Source organism: Nitrosomonas sp., from assembly GCF_022842015.1.
Taxonomy (GTDB): Bacteria; Pseudomonadota; Gammaproteobacteria; order Burkholderiales; family Nitrosomonadaceae; genus Nitrosomonas.
Genome location: NZ_JALHQJ010000058.1, coordinates 1 through 20,730 on the forward strand (window position 1 = coordinate 1; position 20,730 = coordinate 20,730).

Annotated in this window: 19 protein-coding genes; 12 read left to right on the forward strand and 7 right to left on the reverse strand. The window is 45.2% G+C overall.

From position 1 onward, the window contains the following. From Q0C11_RS10965 to ppk1, 4 genes are all read left to right on the forward strand, one after another. The coding region (locus Q0C11_RS10965) for an aldolase/citrate lyase family protein (protein WP_293007905.1) at nucleotides 1-771 on the forward strand (771 nt) is incomplete at its 5' end. A gap of 36 nt (nucleotides 772-807) precedes the next feature. Beyond that, entirely contained in the window at nucleotides 808-1,974 is a 1,167-nt protein-coding gene (locus tag Q0C11_RS10970) for a hypothetical protein (protein ID WP_293007907.1), read from the forward strand. A gap of 62 nt (nucleotides 1,975-2,036) precedes the next feature. After that, nucleotides 2,037-3,149 carry a PQQ-dependent sugar dehydrogenase gene (locus Q0C11_RS10975; protein ID WP_293007909.1) on the forward strand — a complete coding sequence of 371 codons (1,113 nt, stop codon included), beginning with the start codon at nucleotides 2,037-2,039 and terminating at the stop codon, nucleotides 3,147-3,149. Nucleotides 3,150-3,264: 115 nt separating this feature from the next. After that, nucleotides 3,265-5,343, forward strand: coding sequence for a polyphosphate kinase 1 (ppk1, locus tag Q0C11_RS10980; protein ID WP_293007911.1), 2,079 nt, complete (start codon nucleotides 3,265-3,267; stop codon nucleotides 5,341-5,343). Nucleotides 5,344-5,353: 10 nt separating this feature from the next. Here ppk1 and ppx read toward each other — a convergent pair whose 3' ends face one another. Continuing rightward, nucleotides 5,354-6,838 (reverse strand): exopolyphosphatase, encoded by a 1,485-nt coding sequence (gene ppx / locus Q0C11_RS10985; protein WP_293007913.1) that lies wholly within the window; start codon nucleotides 6,836-6,838, stop codon nucleotides 5,354-5,356. A 59-nt stretch (nucleotides 6,839-6,897) separates the two neighbouring features. On the opposite strand from ppx, the gene sixA reads away from it, so the two are divergent. Then, nucleotides 6,898-7,410: a phosphohistidine phosphatase SixA gene (gene sixA / locus Q0C11_RS10990; RefSeq protein ID WP_293007914.1), complete on the forward strand. Its 513-nt coding sequence runs from the start codon at nucleotides 6,898-6,900 to the stop codon at nucleotides 7,408-7,410. On the opposite strand, the gene Q0C11_RS10995 is transcribed toward sixA, so the two are convergent. From Q0C11_RS10995 to Q0C11_RS11010, 4 genes are all read right to left on the reverse strand, one after another. Beyond that, on the reverse strand, nucleotides 7,405-7,830 hold the full coding sequence (locus Q0C11_RS10995; RefSeq protein ID WP_293007916.1) for a helix-hairpin-helix domain-containing protein: 426 nt from the start codon (nucleotides 7,828-7,830) through the stop codon (nucleotides 7,405-7,407). The genes sixA and Q0C11_RS10995 overlap by 6 nt on opposite strands. Before the next feature lie 144 nt (nucleotides 7,831-7,974). Beyond that, nucleotides 7,975-8,328, reverse strand: coding sequence for a YajD family HNH nuclease (locus Q0C11_RS11000; protein ID WP_293007918.1), 354 nt, complete (start codon nucleotides 8,326-8,328; stop codon nucleotides 7,975-7,977). A 182-nt stretch (nucleotides 8,329-8,510) separates the two neighbouring features. Beyond that, nucleotides 8,511-10,343, reverse strand: a complete 1,833-nt coding sequence (locus Q0C11_RS11005) for a long-chain fatty acid--CoA ligase (RefSeq protein WP_293007920.1) — start codon at nucleotides 10,341-10,343, stop codon at nucleotides 8,511-8,513. A gap of 89 nt (nucleotides 10,344-10,432) precedes the next feature. After that, complete coding sequence (locus Q0C11_RS11010) at nucleotides 10,433-12,949, reverse strand: acyl-CoA dehydrogenase (protein ID WP_293007922.1); 2,517 nt, start codon at nucleotides 12,947-12,949, stop codon at nucleotides 10,433-10,435. A gap of 541 nt (nucleotides 12,950-13,490) precedes the next feature. Here Q0C11_RS11010 and Q0C11_RS11015 point away from each other — a divergent pair. The 3 genes from Q0C11_RS11015 (at nucleotide 13,491) to Q0C11_RS11025 (ending at nucleotide 16,697) form a co-directional block, all read left to right on the forward strand. Further along, a complete protein-coding gene (locus Q0C11_RS11015; protein ID WP_293007924.1) occupies nucleotides 13,491-13,745 on the forward strand; it encodes a hypothetical protein in 255 nt (84 codons plus the stop codon). Between the two features lie 31 nt (nucleotides 13,746-13,776). Continuing rightward, nucleotides 13,777-14,577 carry a carbonic anhydrase gene (locus Q0C11_RS11020; protein WP_293007926.1) on the forward strand — a complete coding sequence of 267 codons (801 nt, stop codon included), beginning with the start codon at nucleotides 13,777-13,779 and terminating at the stop codon, nucleotides 14,575-14,577. A 509-nt stretch (nucleotides 14,578-15,086) separates the two neighbouring features. After that, on the forward strand, nucleotides 15,087-16,697 hold the full coding sequence (locus Q0C11_RS11025; RefSeq protein ID WP_293007928.1) for an MFS transporter: 1,611 nt from the start codon (nucleotides 15,087-15,089) through the stop codon (nucleotides 16,695-16,697). A 36-nt stretch (nucleotides 16,698-16,733) separates the two neighbouring features. Here the strand turns inward: Q0C11_RS11025 and Q0C11_RS11030 are convergent, their stop codons facing one another. Beyond that, nucleotides 16,734-17,303: an NADPH-dependent FMN reductase gene (locus tag Q0C11_RS11030; RefSeq protein ID WP_293007930.1), complete on the reverse strand. Its 570-nt coding sequence runs from the start codon at nucleotides 17,301-17,303 to the stop codon at nucleotides 16,734-16,736. A 225-nt stretch (nucleotides 17,304-17,528) separates the two neighbouring features. Between Q0C11_RS11030 and Q0C11_RS11035 the strand changes: the two genes are divergently transcribed. The 4 genes from Q0C11_RS11035 to ycaC all read left to right on the forward strand — a co-directional run bounded on the left by Q0C11_RS11035 (nucleotide 17,529) and on the right by ycaC (nucleotide 20,224). Continuing rightward, on the forward strand, nucleotides 17,529-18,422 hold the full coding sequence (locus Q0C11_RS11035; RefSeq protein ID WP_293007932.1) for a pirin family protein: 894 nt from the start codon (nucleotides 17,529-17,531) through the stop codon (nucleotides 18,420-18,422). Nucleotides 18,423-18,489: 67 nt separating this feature from the next. Then, nucleotides 18,490-19,122, forward strand: coding sequence for an isochorismatase family protein (locus Q0C11_RS11040; RefSeq protein WP_293007934.1), 633 nt, complete (start codon nucleotides 18,490-18,492; stop codon nucleotides 19,120-19,122). A 54-nt stretch (nucleotides 19,123-19,176) separates the two neighbouring features. After that, entirely contained in the window at nucleotides 19,177-19,527 is a 351-nt protein-coding gene (locus Q0C11_RS11045) for a nuclear transport factor 2 family protein (RefSeq protein ID WP_293007936.1), read from the forward strand. A 67-nt stretch (nucleotides 19,528-19,594) separates the two neighbouring features. Further along, nucleotides 19,595-20,224, forward strand: coding sequence for an isochorismate family cysteine hydrolase YcaC (gene ycaC / locus Q0C11_RS11050; RefSeq protein ID WP_293007938.1), 630 nt, complete (start codon nucleotides 19,595-19,597; stop codon nucleotides 20,222-20,224). A gap of 326 nt (nucleotides 20,225-20,550) precedes the next feature. Here ycaC and Q0C11_RS11055 read toward each other — a convergent pair. Next, a partial coding sequence (locus Q0C11_RS11055; protein ID WP_293007940.1) for a hypothetical protein occupies nucleotides 20,551-20,730 on the reverse strand: 180 nt, incomplete at its 5' end.

A 20,730-nucleotide genomic window follows, 5' to 3' on the forward strand; every position in this document is an offset into this window, starting at 1 on the left:
GATCCAGATTTGGCACGGGCTGGCAATGCGGCTGGCATTAATCGTATTGGCCTTGACTTGGAAAGAATGGGTAAAGAGCATCGCCAGGATGCCAAGAAAGCATGGATTTCTGATCATCAAATGCATGAACTGGAAGCTATTCGCAATCAATTAACGCAATCGGCATTATTTGCCCGCATCAATCCAATTCATGCCGGCTCACGCGATGAAATCAATTGTTTGATTGATCAAGGAGTAACTGTGATTATGTTGCCGATGTTCCGCACGATTAAAGAAGCGGCTACTTTCATTGAGCTCGTGGATGGCCGTGCATTTGTCTCTTTATTAGTCGAAACTGCAGCAGCCGCAATACGCTTACGTGAAGTTGTCAAACTTCCAGGCATTGGTGAAATACACTTTGGATTGAACGATATGTATTTAGATATGAAACTATCTAATCATTTCGAGGTACTAACCTCCGGTTTTCTGGATAGACTAACCGATATCGCATCTACGGCCGGAGTGCCCTATGGATTTGCTGGCATTGGTCGACTTAATGATAGCCGTTTACCGATACCTAGCGATTTAATCTATGCTCAATACCCGCGACTTGGCGCAACACGCGCGCTGGTTGCACGCGTATTTTATACACCCGATTTCCGCGCGCTGAATCTCACGCATGAAGTCAACGCTGCACGTGCTATGCTAGACCAATGGCATCAAGCAGGAGCGGATCAGCAAACCGCAGCTTTGGCGCTATTACGCACAAAAGTAACTGAATGGGCTGCTTGATTCGCCTATATCTATTTTTCTAGCAACCTATTTAAAATGACTGACGCGCATCTTACTTTCTACGACACATCACGTGCTTATTATGCAAGTTATTATCTGCAAGGATTCCATGAATTAGCAAAAAGTGGGAAATTGCAAATAAAAACAGCTCATTCGCTTCCTGCACGCTTGATGCCAGCCATTCAAGATGCTGATTGGCAACATTTATTGTTTGCAATGGTGCTTTTTAAATTTCAGCAAGGTGATCACGAGTGGTATTTCTGCATTGATACACATGATGTCAATTCAGTCAACGCTACGAATCATACGGGTGGATATCATTTGCCGCTGCTGCAAAGCGTGGATGTCTACTTTAAGGTTAACTACAACCCGGACCAGATTGAGTACACGCCAGCACTTAAAGATTTTCGTGAAAAAATTCTTAGCGTTTCACAGTTTTTTCCGATAAGACCGGAATCGTTCCTGTCACTTAGTCGCAGACTACTGCTGACCCCGACACTGTTTGGATTTAAACCCGGGATTAATTATAATGTGCCTTATAAGAATTATTTAACGGATGCCAAGTTTCGCTTGCGTGACCTGAAAAATTTTCAGCCACTCGAACAAATACTGGCTCACCGAGCAACTCCAAAAGATATCGATGTTTTCTTTGTAACCAGTTTTCGGCATAATTCTCGTCATGTAGCGGTTATGGAACGTCGATACCAAGTTATCAAGAAACTTTTCAATGCAGCCTCACTTAATACAGCTACAGGTTTTTCATGCGAGAAACCGCTCCCGGAAAAGTATGCCAAGGTATTTTATCCGCGTCTAAGTCAAGAAAGTTATCTTGAAACTTTGGCGCGCGCCAAAGTCGTTATTTACACACAAGGTATTGCAGGCTGCTTATCTTCCAAATTCGGCTTAGCCATGGCGCTTGGAGTTGCCGTTATCGGTGAACCTTTAGAAAACAACCCGGAATTATTAGTTGCAAATCCACATTTACAAGAGCAATTCTCTTATTCAGATCCGGATGACATTGTTGAGCGCGCAATTCATCTTGCAACAAATTCGGAAAAAGCTCGCGAATTTGGTCATCTGAATGCGACCATGTTCGACACTCAAATGGCTCCCCGCCCTACTGCAGAATACGTAGTCCAGGCACTACAAAAATTTCAATTTTCCGATCCTCAATCTTCAGCTAGAGAAATTCAGAGTAGTTGAGATGAGCTGCCGACAATGGTACATTTGACAGTTACTGTGTACTAATTGCCTAAAACCAGAAAATGACACTAAAAACTAACATAATTGCTCTACTTTTTGTTTTCAGCTTCTTCCTGCTGCCTGCTGTGCAAGCTCAACGTATTCAAACCGAGTTCGATGTTCGCCTAGTAGCCGAAGGTTTGCAATTCCCCTGGGGTATGGCATTTATGCCGGATGGCAATATGTTAGTAACAGAAAAAGTTGGTCAATTACGCATCATCACGCCGGATGGTCGCGTTTCAGAGCCAGTGAAAGGCGTCCCTGCTGTGTTATTTCAACAGCAAGGTGGCTTGCTGGATGTTGCATTGGATCCAGCGTTTTCCAAAAACCATTTGATTTACCTATCGTATTCTGAGCCGGAAGGAGCAAAAGCCAGTACCGCAGTCGCCAGAGCTGAACTGAAGAATGGCAGCTTGGAAAATTTGCGAATAATTTTCCGGCAGCTGCCCAAAACTGAAGGTGGCGTACATTTTGGTTCACGCTTGATATTCTCGCCGGATGGTAATCTATTTATCACACTGGGTGATCGTGGTGATTATATGGAAGAAGCGCAGCAACTGAACAATCATATCGGCAAAATAATCCGTATCCGACCTGACGGAACAGTGCCTTCTGACAATCCATTTGCTAGTGACCCGAAAGCCAAACCCGAAATCTGGTCGTATGGGCATCGCAGTGTCCAGGGTGCCGCAATTCATCCCAAAACGGGCGAGCTTTGGATTCATGAGCATGGCCCCAAAGGTGGCGACGAAATTAATATTCCACAACCCGGTAAAAATTACGGTTGGCCAAAGGCTAACTATGGCGATCATTACTCTGGTGTACCAATCAAAAATGAACATGCAGAACAGGGCTTTGAAGAACCCATTCACTACTGGACGCCATCAATCGCACCTTCTGGCATGGTGTTCTATACTGGAAAGCAATTTCCAGGATGGCGTGACAGCTTGTTTATTGGCACACTGGCAGGACGACATCTAGTCCGACTGTCAACCGATAACAAGAAGATTCTCAATGAAGAACGATTATTAACCAATACATTGCGCTTTCGCGATGTAGAGCAGGGCCCGGACGGTGCATTGTATTTACTGACTGATGAAGAGAATGGCAAACTTCTAAAGCTAACACCAAAGTAACATTCAGTTCTATACAAATAAGCTAGAATGCGGTTTATTTAATTTCTTTCCTGCCGGTCACACTTAAACAGAGGTCGACTGGCCAGTTACAATAATTTACCCGAGCAATTCACTGATGGATACTGTTGACCCCAAAGATCCTGCGCTTTATATCAATCGCGAACTGAGCTTGCTGGAATTCAACCGCCGTGTGATCGAACAAGCCAAAGATGAGACTCTTCCATTGCTGGAGAGGCTGCGTTTTTTATGCATTGCCAGCACCAATCTGGACGAATTCTTTGAGATACGTGTAGCTGGACTCAAACAACAGATTAAGTACGCCTCGATGCAAACAGGTCCGGATAATCTGTCCCCAACAGAAGTGCTTTCGCGTGTTAGTGAAACTGCACATCAGCTCGTACTGGAGCAATATGGCGTATGGAATAGCATGATCATACCTGCGCTGGCCAAGGATAAAATTAGGCTACTGCGCCGCTCGCAATGGAAGCTTCAAACCAGCCGTTGGATACATCGCTATTTTAAAGAAGAAGTTTTACCGGTATTAAGTCCGATCGGATTAGATCCTTCGCATCCTTTTCCCAAGGTTCTCAACAAGAATCTATATTTCATCATTTCATTAGAAGGAAAAGATGCTTTCGGACGCGATTCAGGTATGGCCATCGTGCAAGCGCCACGTTCATTGCCGAGAGTTGTATCAATCCCAGCCAAATATAGTGAAGAGAACCACGATTTTGTGATGCTTTCCTCGATTATCCATGCGCATGTCACGGATCTGTTTCCAGGTATGAATGTCATTGGTTGTTATCAATTCAAAGTAACGCGCAATAGCGATTTACTAATCGATGATGATGAAATTGACGATTTGTTACGTGCTCTGGAGGGCGAGTTGCCTTCGCGAAGATTTAGCGATGCAGTGCGATTGGAAGTTGCTGATAATTGTCCGGATCTTTTAAGCTCTTTCTTGTTACATAAATTTGAGTTACAGCAAAATGATCTTTATCGTGTAACCGGGCCTGTCAACTTGAATCGCTTACTTGCAATCTGCGACCTAGTTGATCGTCCAGAATTGAAGTTTGTCGGATTCACACCAAATATTCCCAAGCGTCTGGTCAAAAATAACAACATATTTGATGTATTGCACAACGGTGACATTCTACTACATCACCCATTTCAATCGTTTGCACCCGTTATAGATTTTTTGCGACAAGCAGCCGCTGACCCTGGTGTGCTCTCAATCAAGCAAACGCTTTATCGCACGGGAATAGATTCGGCGATTGTTGAAGCGCTCAAGGTAGCTGCACGTGCAGGTAAAGAAGTCACGGTAGTCATTGAGTTGCGTGCCAGATTCGATGAAGAAGCTAATATTGGATTGGCCAGTGAATTACAACAAGTTGGCGCGCATGTCGTGTATGGCGTGGTTAATTATAAGACTCACGGTAAAATGATTTTGGTCGTCAGAAGAGAAGGCCGCACATTACGGCGTTATGTACATTTAGGAACCGGTAATTATCATGCACGAACTGCGCGTTTATATACCGACTACGGTTTGTTGACCTGTGACAAAGCCATCGGTGAAGATGTAAACAAGCTGTTCCATCAATTAACTGGTTTAGGACGAGCGAGCAAATTAAAAAAGCTTTTGCAATCACCTTTCACGCTGCATAAAGGGATATTGAGTTATATCGACAAAGAAATCAATGCTGCGAGTGAAGGAAAAAAAGCCTGGATCATTGCTAAAATGAATGCACTGGTAGATCCGGAAATTATTGCAGCGCTTTATAAGGCTTCTCAAGCCGGTGTAAAAATCGACTTAATCGTTCGTGGCGTATGCTGCTTGCGTCCGGGAATCAAAGATGTATCGGAAAATATTAGTGTGCACTCCATTGTAGGTCGTTTCCTAGAGCATACCCGCGTTTATTTTTTTCAAAATGGAGGCGATGACGAAGAATTGGTTTTTTGTTCCAGCGCTGACTGGATGACGCGCAATTTACATCATCGGGTGGAAGTATGCTTCCCGATTGAGGAAAAACGCACCAGCGATACAGTCATCGAGCATGGCCTATTGTGCTATCTTTCCGACAACACGCAAGCTTGGTTGTTGCAAAGCGATGGTTCATATAAACGCTTAAAACCAGGCACTGCTAAACCACGTTCTGCACAGCAATTTCTCTTGGAACACTATTGCAACATTTAATACAACCGATTTAATCGAATATCAGTTTAATATCAGTAGCCTGAAGAAAATCTTGTTCGGTATTCAAGTCAGCAAGTGTTAAAGGGTTCTGTTTTAACCAGTCTGATGGAGAATCCAAAGTAATGCGATTTTTGTTCACATCGATGCGAATTTCCGGTAAGTCGCTATTGGAGCGACTGCGATGGAGCAACACTGCCAGCCTTAACAAAATACATAACCTGATCACTGAAGTTTTCGTAGAAACAGCTATTGATTCAAATTCTTCCAGCGGGAATTTACGGCGATGACTCCGTACTAACATCGCCAGTTTCATTTGCTCCTGACGGGAGAATCCTGCTAAATCAGAATTGGCAGTTAAATACGCGCCATGCCGGTGATATTGACTATGCGCAATCGATAAACCAATTTCGTGAATAAGCGCTCCCCATGTTAACAGTTTCAAATCTGTTTTTTCGTCCAACTCCCAGTCGGTTTTTACCTGATGAAAAAGCTTTTCTGCAGTATCCCTGACTCGGTTTGCCTGCTCGGTATCAATGCTGTATCTTTGCGCAACCATTTCAATGGTCTTATCCCTGATATCCTCATTATGCATCCGACCGATAAGGTCATACAACAAACCCTCACGCAATGCACCTTCAGAAACGTTGATCTGTTCCAGCTTAAGTGTTTCAAAAACACCGCACAATATCGCCACACCGCTAGCAAAAACTGGTTTTCTGCGCTCAGGTACACCGGCAAAATCAATCGATGCACTATCGCCAATCTCGATTAAAGCTTCCATTAGTTTCGTCAATGCAGATACGGTAATGCCTGAATCACACCAGCCTTGTGCTTGCACAACATCCCGTACTGCTATGATAGTGCCGGAAGAACCCAACGCAGAATCCCAGCCTGTTTTTTTATAGGCTGTTTCAATGGATTCCAACTCCTGCCTCGCGAACAATACAGCTTTACGCATTTTTTTGGCTTTTATCTTGCCATCATCAAAAAAACGCTGGCCGATATTGACGCAGCCCATGTGCAGGCTTTCAGTCGCATAAGTATCAAAACCCTGGCCAATGACTAACTCCGTGCTCCCGCCGCCGATATCAATCACCAGACGCTTATTGGCCTCATCATATAAACTGTGTGCAACGCCTAAATAGATTAACCTTGCTTCCTCACGCCCTGCTATGATCTCTACCGGATGACCCAGTGCGCTATGTGCCTGCGACAAAAAAACATTGCCATTTTGCGCCTGACGAAGTGTATTTGTACCCACAGCGCGCACATTCAGATGCGGAATTTCCTGAATCCGTTGGCCAAATCGCTGCAAGCATTCCAGCGCCTGTTGCATGGATTCTTTCGACAACTCCTGCTCATCATTCAATCCCGAGGCCAGCCTGACCATCTCCTTCATGCGATCAATAACTTGCAAACGGCCATCCACCATGTTCGCCACGATCATGTGAAAACTGTTTGAACCTAAGTCAACAGCAGCGTAGGATTCATCCATAGTGAAGCACGCCCGAATGGAAGTTAGTCATCCAATTAATCGATCTCATACTAAGAGTCATGTCTAAATATCAATTGATTATTATGCGACATGCCAAATCAGACTGGTCTGAAGCAGGCAGATCGGATTTCGATCGTCCTTTGACAAATCGCGGAATAAAAGCTGCGAAACAGATGGGTAAGTGGTTAAAACACAAACAATTCCGCCTAGACCGAATCCTCTGTTCTCCTGCATTACGAGCAAAACAGACCTGCCATCGGGTCGTAAACGAATTAAGCCTGCCTGAAACAGAAGTATACTTGGAACCCACAATCTACGATGCATCATGCAATGACCTGATTGCCCTAGTCAAGCAATATAGCAAAGGAATAAACACATTACTTATCATTGGACATAATCCGGGTCTCGACCAATTACTCTGTAATTTATCTCAATATCCACCGCCCGTTGACTATTCCGGCAAGTTGTTGACGACCGCCGCCTTGGCTGTATTGGATTATGGAAACAGTGCAATTTCAGTAAACGCTCATGAAGCGCAACTGCGATATTTAATCAGACCCAAGGAGCTATGATTTCTTTTTGTTCTTTCCTTTCTTCTTGTTATCTTTCTTTTTATTTTTATCTTTCTTATTCTTTACTTTGTTTTTTTGCTTTTCGACATTGCGCTTTTTTTTCTTGCTTTCACTGTTAAGTTTAACGGGTTCAGGCTGACTGACAATCGGGCTTGTCTCCGTTTTTATACTAGGCGTTTTTTTGACTTTTACTTGTGTGCGTTCGACAGGAGTCGATGATGGCTTAACCGGCTTAGCCTGTAAGCAATCAGCAGCAGACTGCTTCACTGTCCGTGCTCGTATCGCGCCGCTGAATCCTGGTATTTTTTGCAAATCTGTCAAACTAATCGCAGCCAACGCCTCGACTGTTTTGATTTTATGTTCAGCTAACACCTTGATTGTAGCAGGGCCGATTCCAGTTACATCTGCTAACTTAACCATGACGAGACTCCTGTTGGCTTGAAAATCACATTATAACGGTCTGTTGATTAAATACAACGAGCTTTCATTCAAGCCTACTTGTTGACAAAAATAATAAACACCCCGCAATGAACAAGCCAGCTCACTTTATTTTCTGCATGACATTTATTTCTTCAGCATATCCTTAAGATTGGCAAACGGATTATGAGTAGCGACCGTTTCGGTTTGCCCGCCAGTATTACGGCCCATCGAATCCTTCAATTTGGAATGTTCATTCTCATGGCAATAGGTGCAAAGCAATTCCCAGTTACTGCCATCCGGCGGATTATCATCATGATTACTGTTCTTGTGGTGCACTTCCAACAACTGTAAATTCTTATGATCAAATACACGTGCACAACGTCCACACACCCAGGGAAACAATTTAAGCGCCTGCGCCCGATAGCCCTGAGCGCGTTTTTCTGCATTTTGACGTGCTTCCAGAACCACTTTATCCAGTTTACTGAGCTCTTTTGCCATTGATGTACCTCCTTCCTAGCGCAGGTCAAGTAAATTCTATGCCGAAAAAACATGCAGCAATCAGTCTTTTATCCTCTGATAATATTGATTGATGCCCTCTTCCTAACCCGCCGCTCTCAGAATGTTCTTCCGGTTTGTTTCTACCGCCGCAGCGACAATATCGATAGTTTTTCAGTGGTCTGTTAATGCCCTGCATAAAGCCCATCTATTTCCGCCTGGTGCTTCTCAAACACCTTGACACGCTTCAATTTCAACGTCGGCGTCAGCAAACCATTGTCAACGCTCCATGGCTCCTGTACAACTGCAACACGGCGTATTTTGGCATAGCCTGGGAATTCGCTGGTTTGATGTGAAATTTTTTCCAATAAAATTCCTTCAATCAGTTGCCTTGATTGCTCATTTGCCAGATCTTCCTCCAGACCATGCTGTGTGGCATAACTTTGCCAATGCTTCGGGTTCAGCACAACTAAAACGCTCAAGTAGGAACGTGCTTCCCCGATCAGCATGACTTGCTCAAATAGCGGATCACGCAGAATCGCTGTCTCCATGTCAGCCGGAGGCACCTTTTCACCGGTGGATAACACAATTATTTCTTTCAACCGTCCGGTGATAGTTACGTGACCTTGGGCATCAATCGATGCGATATCACCCGAATTCAGCCAGCCATCCGGAGAAATAATTGCTTTCGTTGCATCAGGATTATTCCAATAACCCAGCATCACATTCGGTCCACGAATCAGCAATGCGTCACTTTCCCCTAACTTGACTTCCACGCCGGGAATCGGCAAGCCAACACTGGCCGGCACATTATCCTCGAGCCGATTGGCGCAAACGACAGGACTGCTCTCAGTCATCCCATATCCTTGCAGAATCGGTAGCCCGAGACCGATAAAAACACGCGAAACTTCTGGCGATAATGCGGCACCGCCGCTCATCACCATACGCAATCGACCGCCCAGTTTACCCATCACTTTATCAGCCACCAATTTTTTCAATAGCGGCCACAACACATGTGACAGTCGCTGATACCCTCTTCCCTGTTGGCACTCAAACCGGCTATAACCCACAGTAACCGCAAAATTGAATAGCCAACGGGCAAAGCCAGGGCCCTCGGCCAGTTTTGCCTGTATGCCCGCATACACCCGTTCATAGATACGCGGCACGGATATCATTATGGTTGGCCGGATTATCAACAGATCTTCCTGCAATTGCGGAATTGAGCGTGCGTAAGCAATGGTAGCTCCAGTCATCATCGGCACATAATAACCTGCGGTGCGTTCAAAGGTATGCGACAAAGGCAGAAAAGAAAGCAGCAGATCCTCGGGCGTCACCTGGATAACTTGCAGGCAGCTGAAAGCATTGGTCAGAATGTTATGGTGACTGAGCATCACGCCTTTGGGACGGCCTGATGTGCCGGAGGTATAGATGATGGTAGCAAGCGAATTTGGATCACTGTTAATATGCTTCACCTCAGTGGCGCGCGCTGACAACCATTCCATTGCAGAAACGGTACGCACGTTATCACAAGCGTCAATATTATTCGACTCAAAAGGTCGGAGGATAACAACCCGTTGTAATCCCTCTATTTCATCCTGCAGGGTAAGAAATTGCCGCCATTGCTGTGAATTTTCCAGCAATAGTAATTTCACATTTGCGTCATTAATGACATAAGCCGCATTTTCAACTCGATCATCGGTGTATAAAGGAATAACCACGAGCCCCAGCCCCATTGCTGCTTGCTCAAACATCACCCATTCCGGACAATTTCTCATCATTACCGCGACTCGATCGCCAGGAACCAGTGATTCTTCTTTAATCAAAGCTGCCTGCCAACGAGCCACGTGCTGACTCATCTGTTCCCAGGTATAGCGGCACCACTGTTCACTGATCGGATCAAAATACCGATAGGCCACATTCTGCGGCGAGCGTTGCACGCGCTCACTAAACAGACCATCCAGTGTTTTTGCTTTATCAACCGGAATAACACTGGTCATTCCGTTTTGCTCGATTTGCATAACTTTCCCTCTATGCGCAGGCCCCAACTTTGTGCCTGCTTACTGGTGATGCTGCATCAGTGGATTTACTGATTATCTGATATTCCAGTTCATTTAACGGTTTCAGCCGTCTCTGATTCTTCTGTAACCGAACCACTTTTCTTTCTGCTCGTAGTTTTGGCGCTACTTTTAGCTTTGCCAACAGTAGTTGTGTCATTAATCTCATTCATAATCTCACTATTAATAGCGAAATTAGCGTTGATAGCTCCTCTGGTGCCCATCGCAGCGTTAGTGCTGCTATTTCTTAAAGATTTTGTTTCGCTTTCAAAATCCGGTCTAAAATCATCAACTTTAATCACTCTGTTGCGTAAATCTTTCAGCTTGTTCAACAGGCTTGCCTCTTCCGCAGTGATTATGTTTAGCTGCTGTGCCTGGGCAATTTGCCCATCGCCATGATCGTAAATTTTACGCAACTTCACAGCTTCCCGCAGCTTGGCTTCGACCGCTCCACATTCAATCGCACATTGCAACGCCTGTTCCAACTCAGCCATCGGTTCATGTTCAGCAGTCGGCACATGAATACCGGCAGTCAATCGATCACGCACAGCACCGGGTACCATCATTAATCTGGCAACTTCATGGGTTAATGCATCAACAGGTGGCTTACAACGTTTACCGAGCGGGAAAACCAAGGCTCTCAGCAACCAAACAAAGGTAAAATGCCCCGGAATATTATCCAGGAACTCATCAAATGCCTGCTGCATACGATAAATGCCATCCTGCATGGACCAATGCAGCAAGGGCAAATCAGCGTCAGGACGACCATCGTCCTCAAAACGTTTCAAAGTTGCTGAGCATAGATACAACATGCTCAGAATATCACCTAACCGAGCGGATAATCTTTCCCTGCGTTTAAGTGAACCACCTAAGCGCATGAGCCCGATATCCGCAATACAGGCGAAGCTGGCGGAAAAGCGTGCCAATTGTCGATAATAAACAGCCGTCTCTGGTGTGCAATTTTCCGGTGCATTGCCCTTGATACGGTTGCCGAACAATGCATACACTAAGCTGTTTGCGGTATTTCGCAATGTGAATTTTGCATGTCCCATTAGTGCTTCATCAAATGCCAGCGATGCGCTATCCGGATTTTTATCATGGGCTGCATTCACTTCTTTTAGCAGGTAAGGATGACAACGCAGTGCACCCTGACCGAAAATAATCATGTTGCGCGTCAGGATATTGGCACCTTCAACGGTGATACTGACAGGAATCTGCTGATAAGTACGTCCCAGATAGTTTCTCGGGCCGATACAAATACCTTTACCGCCGTGAATATCCATGGCATCGTTGATTGCTTGCCGTCCGCGCTCGGTTAAATGATATTTGACGATCGCCGATGCCACCGAAGGTTTCTCGCCCAGATCCACTGCAGCGGCTGTCATGACACGCGCAGCATCCATCATGTAAGTGTTACCGCCAATACGGCCCAATGCTTCCTCGACGCCTTCAAAATAGCCGATCGGTGTTTTGAATTGTGTGCGTACTCGGCTATATGCACCGCTGGTGCGCGCTGCCAATTTGGCCGCACCCACACTGGTAGCTGGCAACGAGATGGCACGTCCTACGGACAGGCAATTCATCAGCATACGCCATCCTTGGCCGACACCTTCTTGTTCGCCGATGATCCAGTCCATTGGAATGAATACTTCTTTACCTGAGTTCGGGCCATTCTGGAATGCGCCATTCAACGGATAGTGGCGACGCCCGATATTCACGCCCGGTGTGTCCGTGGGAATAAGCGCCAACGTAATGCCGAGATCCTCCTCTTTACCCAACAACCGATCCGGATCATATAATTTGAAAGCCAGGCCCAGAATAGTTGCAACTGGGCCCAATGTAATATAGCGTTTTTCCCAGGTTACCCGCATCCCTAAGACATCTGTTTTGCCGTCATACTCGCCGCGGCACACAATGCCAAAATCCGGCATCGCACCAGCATCAGACCCCGCTTCTGGTGAAGTCAGCGCAAAACAGGGCACATCCAGACCTTTTGCTAGACGCGGCAAATAATGTTCTTTTTGCTTCTCAGTACCGTAATGTAGCAGTAACTCAGCCGGCCCTAGTGAATTCGGAACCATAACCGTCACCGCTGCTGTACCACTACGCGAGCCGATTTTCATCACCACTTCAGAGTGGGCCAATGCTGAAAAACCGTAACCACCGTACTGCTTGGGAATAATTAAGCCAAAAAAACCTTTTTCCTTGATGAATTGCCACACCTCCGGCGGCAAGTCCTTTAATTCATGCGTAATCTTCCATTCATCCAGCATCACACACAACTGTTCAACTGGGCCATCGAGAAATGCTTGCTCCTCTGCGGTTAACTGCGGCTTAGGATAAGCCAATAATTTTTTCCAGTCAGGTTTCCCGCTGAATAAATCGCCTTCCCACCATACCGTGCCAGCATCCAGTGCTTCCTGTTCCGTTTGCGAGATTTGCGGTAGCATTTTGCGGAAAACTTTTAGTATTTGATTGGTGACTAAATGGCGGCGTATCAAAGGAACAGCCAGAATCAAACCAACGATGACAACCACGAACAAAATGACGTAGAAGAGAAACGCGAGCATGGTGATTTTCCCCTTAATGAGTTAAGTCCGATCAAGTTATAACATGACAGTTACCCATGTTTTGATTCAGACGTGCAAAATCCTGCATCTTCCTAAACAGCTTACAGCTTCAAATTTACATGATAATCACTCAAATCCCTACTTTAACGTCGAAGTTTTATCATTATATTGTTGTGTAATTCATACACTCACGATTTTTACTACCGTGTTTACGGCCTGATTCTAATCATCGTTTCAGATTATTTCCATGTTATCTAACTTACATAACCGCTTTCTGGGTAAATCTGGATCAGAAGCCTAATATTCCGAGAATGTTTTTATGCATATAACAGATTCGATTTCATAGATACGCAAATAACCCAACCAAATGATATATCTAATTTAAGAAGCAAGAATAAAGCTGTTATTAATTGTTTTTGATGACATTTTATTAACATATATATGACATTTTATTAACAATTTCTTAACTTCTTTATGATATTTTAAAAGTCACATTTTGCGAATTGTGAAAAAAACTACTTCTTTATTGATGAGGAAAATCATGGTTATAAAATTTTTTTTGGCTGTGTCATTAAGTTTAAGTGTTGCTTCATGCTTTGCTGAGTCAGATGATAGTAAATCGAAATTGCTGATTGATCCCAGTCAGCAGAAAAGATTGTCGACTGACGGTAGCCAGCAGAAACAGTCGGTTCAACCCAATGCGTCAACTGAGAGTACAGGCTCTCAATCATCTCAAGATCCCAATCAGGATAATAAGCCATCAATGATTGATTTCTGTAGAAAAAACCCTTGTTAATTCAACTACCACTTGCAATCGGAGTTAATAAATGAATACGAAGATATTGAGAAACTTGGCTTCTACAATTTTTATATGTTACGCAACCCTGGCTGTTTCCGCTTCGCCACACTGGAGTCACGACGAGCAGTCAACATGGTGGGCAATTCAGGATACAACCCAACCCGTACCACTAAACTATCCCTTTGGAGAATGCGGTATAGGCAAGCACCAATCCCCGATTGATCTTGCAACGGCCACTATCAACGACTCTAAGAATCTCAATAAAGTGGCAGCACTATATGACACTGACACCACACCGACTTTCTTCAATAGCGGCCATGGTGTGCAAGTCAATACTTCTGAAAATTATGCGGGTGCATTGATGATTGGAGAAGAGGCTTTCCCATTGATTCAATTTCATTTCCATGAACCCAGCGAACATGTCGTAGCAGGCAAAAATTTTCCGGCTGAACTGCATTACGTTCATATCAATGAAGATGGAAGAATTATAGTTCTAGCCGTTGCTATTGATATGGGTGAAGAAAATCCTATACTTGGAACCATCCTGGACAACATGCCACATGATGAAGGCGGTCAGAACTCAGACTCCGGCATACAGATCAATCCCGCACAATTGCTTCCGGCGGATCTGGATGCTACAAATTTAGAGTACTATACTTTAGCAGGTTCATTAACTACCCCGCCGTGCAGCGAAGGCGTACAGTGGTACCTTCTGCCCAAAATAATCACGATTTCGGCTGCCCAACTTGAGCAACTCAAGGGGTTCTATAGCAATAATGCGAGAACCCCTCAGGGACTAAATGGTCGGTCTTTGCTTTCAACGCAATAATCACTCTTATATGAGACGCTGCCGCTCATAACGAACATGAACCGCAAAATGCCAATAAGGCTTTAGGAAATGAGCCTGAAGATCAGATAGGCACTGCGGTTCTGTTTATAACACTGCTACAAATACAGTGATATTTTCGACAGTGTCAATATTATATATGCAGGCTTTATTGCTCTTCATTACTTGTACTGGTAAATCTGCCAAATATCTACTCTGTAGTTAATTTGGTATTGATTTCCTCATAGCCAACCGTAGTACGATATATCTTCTTTCTCGCGCCCTACCACATGCGGCCCATGATATAAATGCTTTCTAGTTAAGCAGCAATCAGAATTATAATAATTAGAAAACAATTTTATCAGGAGTCAATCGTAATTACATTCCAACATAATGATGATAATTTTAGTGACTTATAGCCACTTTATTATTTGCAGATTTCATTAGAGAATTATGATCGAGAAATGATTGCGTTTACCACAGGCCTCGAATTTTAGAACATAGGTTAGCGATTGAACAACCCAGTCAATACGACATCAGCGTGGTCTCCGTTTAGGATTCCTGTTTTTCGCATGCTTTGGATGGCAACTCTGATATCGAACATCGGAACCTGGATGCATGATATCGGCGCTAGCTGGTTAATGACCACGTTGTCGCCTACACCCGTTATGGTCGCACTGATCCAAACTGCTACCACTTTACCCATTTTTCTATTGGCCATGCCAGCAGGTGCCTTGGCTGATATCGTTGATCGGCGTAGCTATCTTATTGTGGTGCAGTTATGGTTGGCACTGGTGGCTGGGCTACTGGGATTTATAACACTGACGGGTGTTACCTCGGCATGGAGCTTGATTGCACTGACGTTTGCGATGGGGATCGGGTCAGCAATGATGCTGCCAGCGTGGGCAGCGTTAACACCGGAGCTTGTACCGCGCAACGAGCTACAGTCTGCTATTGCATTGAACAGCCTTGGTATCAATATGGCGCGTACAATTGGTCCGGCATTGGCCGGAGTAATTGTATCTTTTGCCGGAACCGGTGTAGTGTTTGTTTTGAATGCACTCACGTATTTTCTTGTAATTTTTGCCTTGGTGCGCTGGCGACGCGAGGCACCAATCAGTGAATTACCGAGCGAACGATTCTTCAGCGCACTACGCTCCGGTTTCCGCTTTGCACGTCATGCACCAGACCTCCAAGCCGCTATCATTCGGGGATTCGGTTTTTTTCTATTTGCCAGTGCCTCCTGGGCCCTATTGCCGCTGCTAGTTAAGAGCCTGGAAAATGGTGGGCCGCAGACATTTGGCATCTTGGTAGCTTCGATTGGTGCCGGAGCTGTCATCGGCGCTCTCTCGTTACCCAAGCTGCGTGAAAAAATTTCACGCGATAAGTTAGTTGCGTTAGCGGCAGTCGTGTATGCAAGCACCATGTTTGCGCTGGCAACATTCGATCAATTGATTTTCTTGTGTTTGGCGACGGGTGTAAGTGGTGTTGCATGGATCACTGTGTTGTCATCACTCCAGGTAGCAGCACAAATGGCACTTCCTAATTGGGTACGGTCGCGCGGACTGGCCGTCTTTATGGCGGTTTTTATGGGTTCTATGGCATTCGGCAGCCTGTTGTGGGGCAAAGTTGCCGAAATGACTAGCATCTCAGAGTCACTGATGATTGCAGCGTCTGGCGCAGTGATAGCCACACTGCTCACTTGGCGCTGGCACATCAGTGGCATCGAAAATGTTGATCTTACACCTTCGATGCATTGGCCGACACCCATGGTGCATGAGGGTGTGTCACATGATCGCGGGCCAGTCCTGGTGACCATTCAGTATATTGTTCGAAACGACAAAACAAGTGAGTTTTTAACCATGATACGCGAACTCAGCAAACGCCGTCGTCGCGATGGCGCTTTTGCCTGGGGTGTGTTTGAGCATACCGAGAAACCGAATTATTTTATCGAATCCTTTAGTGTCGATTCCTGGCTTGAGCATCTTCGTCAGCACGAACGCGTAACTCATGCAGATCGTGTTTTACAGACAGAGCTCCATACATTACTCGTAACCGGAAGCGAACCTGTAGTTACCCATTATGTAGCGCCCAAATTTGCCATTGCAAAGACAAAAAAATGAAAACCTATCGTCGCCTTCTTCAGAAGTTTGAATGTTTTATCGCTGCAGCTTATTGCTAACGTGGATAAATTCAATAAATCCCGCAAGAAAATCCGTCAGTTGTTGTCGCGCCGTTTCATCCACCATCACTCCATTTTCGTTGAAAATTTGATGCGCACGAGATACTAATAATCTTCCACCGAACCATGGGCATGTGCCTAATGTTCGTAGCACGGGTAGCCAGGCATTTTGAGCGAGCACTGTGCCAAATCCACCGGGTGTTGCGCCAATCACCGCAACCGGGCGATTTCTGAAAATCCGCGCACTTTCACTGGGAGGTCGTGACAGCCAATCCAACGCATTCTTGAATACACCCGGCATGGAATTATTGTACTCTGGCGTAGCCAGCAATAATCCATCAGTTGTAGCAATTTGCTCTTGCAGCGTGATTACCGCTTGGGGAATACCCTCCTCAGTTTCAACATCACCGTCATAAAGCGGAATACCTTTGAGCGTTGCAATCTCAAGCACAACGCTGTTAGGTGCAATTTCTTTAGCTGCACGTAACAGCGCAGTATTAAACGAGCCGCTGCGCAGACTGCCCGTAATTCCGATAATTTTTATCACAGCAACTCCCTCTTATAAACAACCTAAAATATTATAATATACTGATCAACCGGGTATTTTACTAAGCACATGCGCTTTCACCGCCTATAAATAATTTAGAATACCACTAAATCCATGTTGCATTGTTCTGTATTCTCGAACACACATTTCGAAGAATTCGGGTTCTCATCGATTACGTAAACATGTAGCCTATGAAGGCTATATTAAAACAGGAGGAAATAACTAATGCTCACAACCAAACATAGTTCGTCGGCTAAAAAACTTCAGAATATTCTGCGCAATAGTGATCGCCATTGGGTCGGCGACGGTTTCCCAGTTCGTTCCCTGTTTAGTTATTCAAAGCTAGGGGCCGCCATTAGCCCCTTTCTACTGTTTGATTATGCGGGTCCGATGGAATTTCCACCGACAACCAAACGTCTGGGTGTCGGTGAACATCCGCATCGTGGTTTTGAAACAGTGACCATTGTCTATAGTGGCGAAGTGGAACATCGCGACAGCTCAGGTGGAGGCGGCAAGATAGGCCCCGGGGATGTGCAATGGATGACTGCCGCTTCGGGTATCGTTCATGAAGAATTTCATGGCAGGGACTTTGCACAGCGAGGTGGATTGTTTGAAATGGTCCAGTTATGGGTCAACTTGCCAGCCAAGGATAAAATGTCATCACCACGCTACCAGAATATTTTAGATAGCCAGATTCCTGCCGCGAAACTTCCCGATGATCAAGGAAGCATCCGCGTCATTGCAGGTGAATTCGACGGGTCAACGGGACCGGCACAGACATTCACGCCCATTCATATTTGGGATCTTCGCTTGGCTAGCACACATGCGGTTAATCTTGCTGTACCTGGAGGATATAACACGCTCTTGGTAGTGCTTAAAGGTTCTGTGCAGATTAATCATTCAGAAACAATTGGTGCAGCAGAAGTTGCCATATTTGATCCGACGGGTGATCACATTTGCATCAGCAGCTCACAGGATGCAACCGTACTGCTGCTAAGTGGTGAACCAATTGACGAGCCGATCGTTGGCAACGGTCCATTTGTCATGAATACAGAAGAAGAAATTCGCCAAGCCAAGGCCGATTACCAAAGTGGCAAAATGGGGCATTTGTCATCCTGAATGCATTCTCTTCAGCTTGATATTGCGTATCAAATTTTTGTTGAAATCAGACTGCAGGAGAAATATTATGAGTCAAATTAATCCCGATGAAACAACCATGCTGTTAATCGATCACCAAAGCAGTCTGTTTCAGCTGGTCAAGGATATTCCGGTACCGGATCTTCGTCGTAACGCCATCGCACTTGCTAAAGTAGCTACGCTGCTGAAAATGCCCGTTATTACCTCTGCTTCAGTTCCCGATGGCCCAAATGGCCCACTAATCCCAGAAATTCACCGAGCTGCTCCGCATGCCCAATATGTCGGACGTCATGGCGAGATCAATGTATGGGATAGTCCTGACTTTGTTAATGCGGTTGAAGCGATTGGCCGTAAAACGTTAATTTTGGCCGGTACGCTGACCAGCGTGTGCATGGCCTTCCCCTCCATCAGTGCGGTAGCTGCAGGTTACAAGGTGTATGCGGTTGTGGATGCCTCCGGCAACTGGAGTAAAATGGCCACCGATCTGACTATTGCTCGTATTATGCAAGCGGGTGTGATTCCGATTGATACGGTCGCGGTTATTTCAGAATTGCAGAAAACCTGGAATCGACCGGACGCGCTGGAATTCGCCGATCTTTATGCTGATTATACCATGCCACATTACCGGCTACTGATTGAGAGTTATGACAAGGCACAGGCGGTAGAGAAAGCGAAGAAGTAAATCTCGGCGCTTATTTATAGTGTTGGCTCAGCGCATATTCAAAAAGGAGTAATAATGACTTTGGAAGAGAAACTCAACGATTTAAATAATATGATTCTGAAAGGCGAGATACTGGAATCCATGGACAAATACTATCACCCTGATTGCATTGTAATTGAAAAAAACGACGTGGTGGCAAGAGGTCTGCAACAAGCCAAAGATCGGGAATCATCAGTATTCGAGAATGTTGAAGCATGGCTCAAGTCAGAAATTAAATCGACTGCCGTGGGTGAGAACGTGACGATGACCGAGTGGCACTTTGAGTACAAACATAAAGAGTTTGGGCACAAAAATTTCGATCAAGTGGCTGTTCAGCACTGGGTAGATGGCATGATCATGAGCGACCGGTTCTACGCGCTATATTGAGCAATAGCTTCGCATAAGAGAATTATTAGTTTCTCTGGCTCAATCAACAACCATAAGGAGTATAGAGATGAATAAGCTTTTTAAATATAACCGACTTTCCAAAGAGGATGCAGTGCTGTTGCTGGTGGACCATCAGGCGGGCCTGATCTCGCTGGTGCAGGATTTCTCACCGAATGAATTCAAGAATAATGTTCTGGCCTTAACAGCCTGTGGCAAATATTTTAAGCTTCCGACAATTCTGACAACCAGTTTCGAAGATGGACCGAACGGTCCGCTGGTACCGGAAATCAAGGAAATCTTTCCCGATGCACCCTATGTTGCTCGTCCTGGCAACATCAATGCCTGGGACAACGAAGACTTTGTCAATGCGATCAAAAAGACCGGCCGCAAACAACTCATTATTGCCGGCGTAGTCACTGAAGTATGCGTAGCCTTTCCAGCGTTATCCGCAATCGAAGAAGGCTATGAGGTTTTCGTAGTTACTGATGCTTCCGGCACATTCAATGAAGTAACTCGAGATGCGGCTTGGATGCGAATGCAGGCGGCTGGCGTGCAGATGATGAGCTGGTTTGGCGTGGCGTGCGAGCTGCACCGCGACTGGCGCAACGATGTCGAAGGTCTGGGCGCTTTGTTCTCCAATTATCTTCCGAACTACCGGAATTTAATGACGAGTTATTTTGCAGTAAGCAAAAAATAGAGCGTCATAAGGTGGTGAAACGAGAGTTCTATTCCATCCACAATTGGAAATTTGCACTACAGCAATAAACTTTCCGGCAGATAAAGTCTGATTGATCAAGCACGAGCAGCTTGATGAGAGCACTATTGACCAAACCGTCGATCATATTTTGTCTTTATCCTATATACAACTGAATGCTCGTACATATAAGAATTCATACTTTATATTGTGCTTAGGAGCCTTCGCATCATGAAGTTTACACATATTTACGGAGACAAAAAACCGCCTCTTCGGGCGGTTTTTTGTCTCATCGCAATAAGATTGTTTTGGTGTTAAATCTTGAGGGATTAATGCCCAGGTTTGCTGGTGCCACCGAAAGGACGAGGATCTTGCCCTTCTTTCATACAGTTGCCATTACCATCTATTCCAAATTCACAGTCATCGGCACTTGCATTTGGATCACCCATATCAGCGCTTCCGCAAGCGGTTAAGAAAGCTAATAGTACTACAGTAAATATTGACAGTTT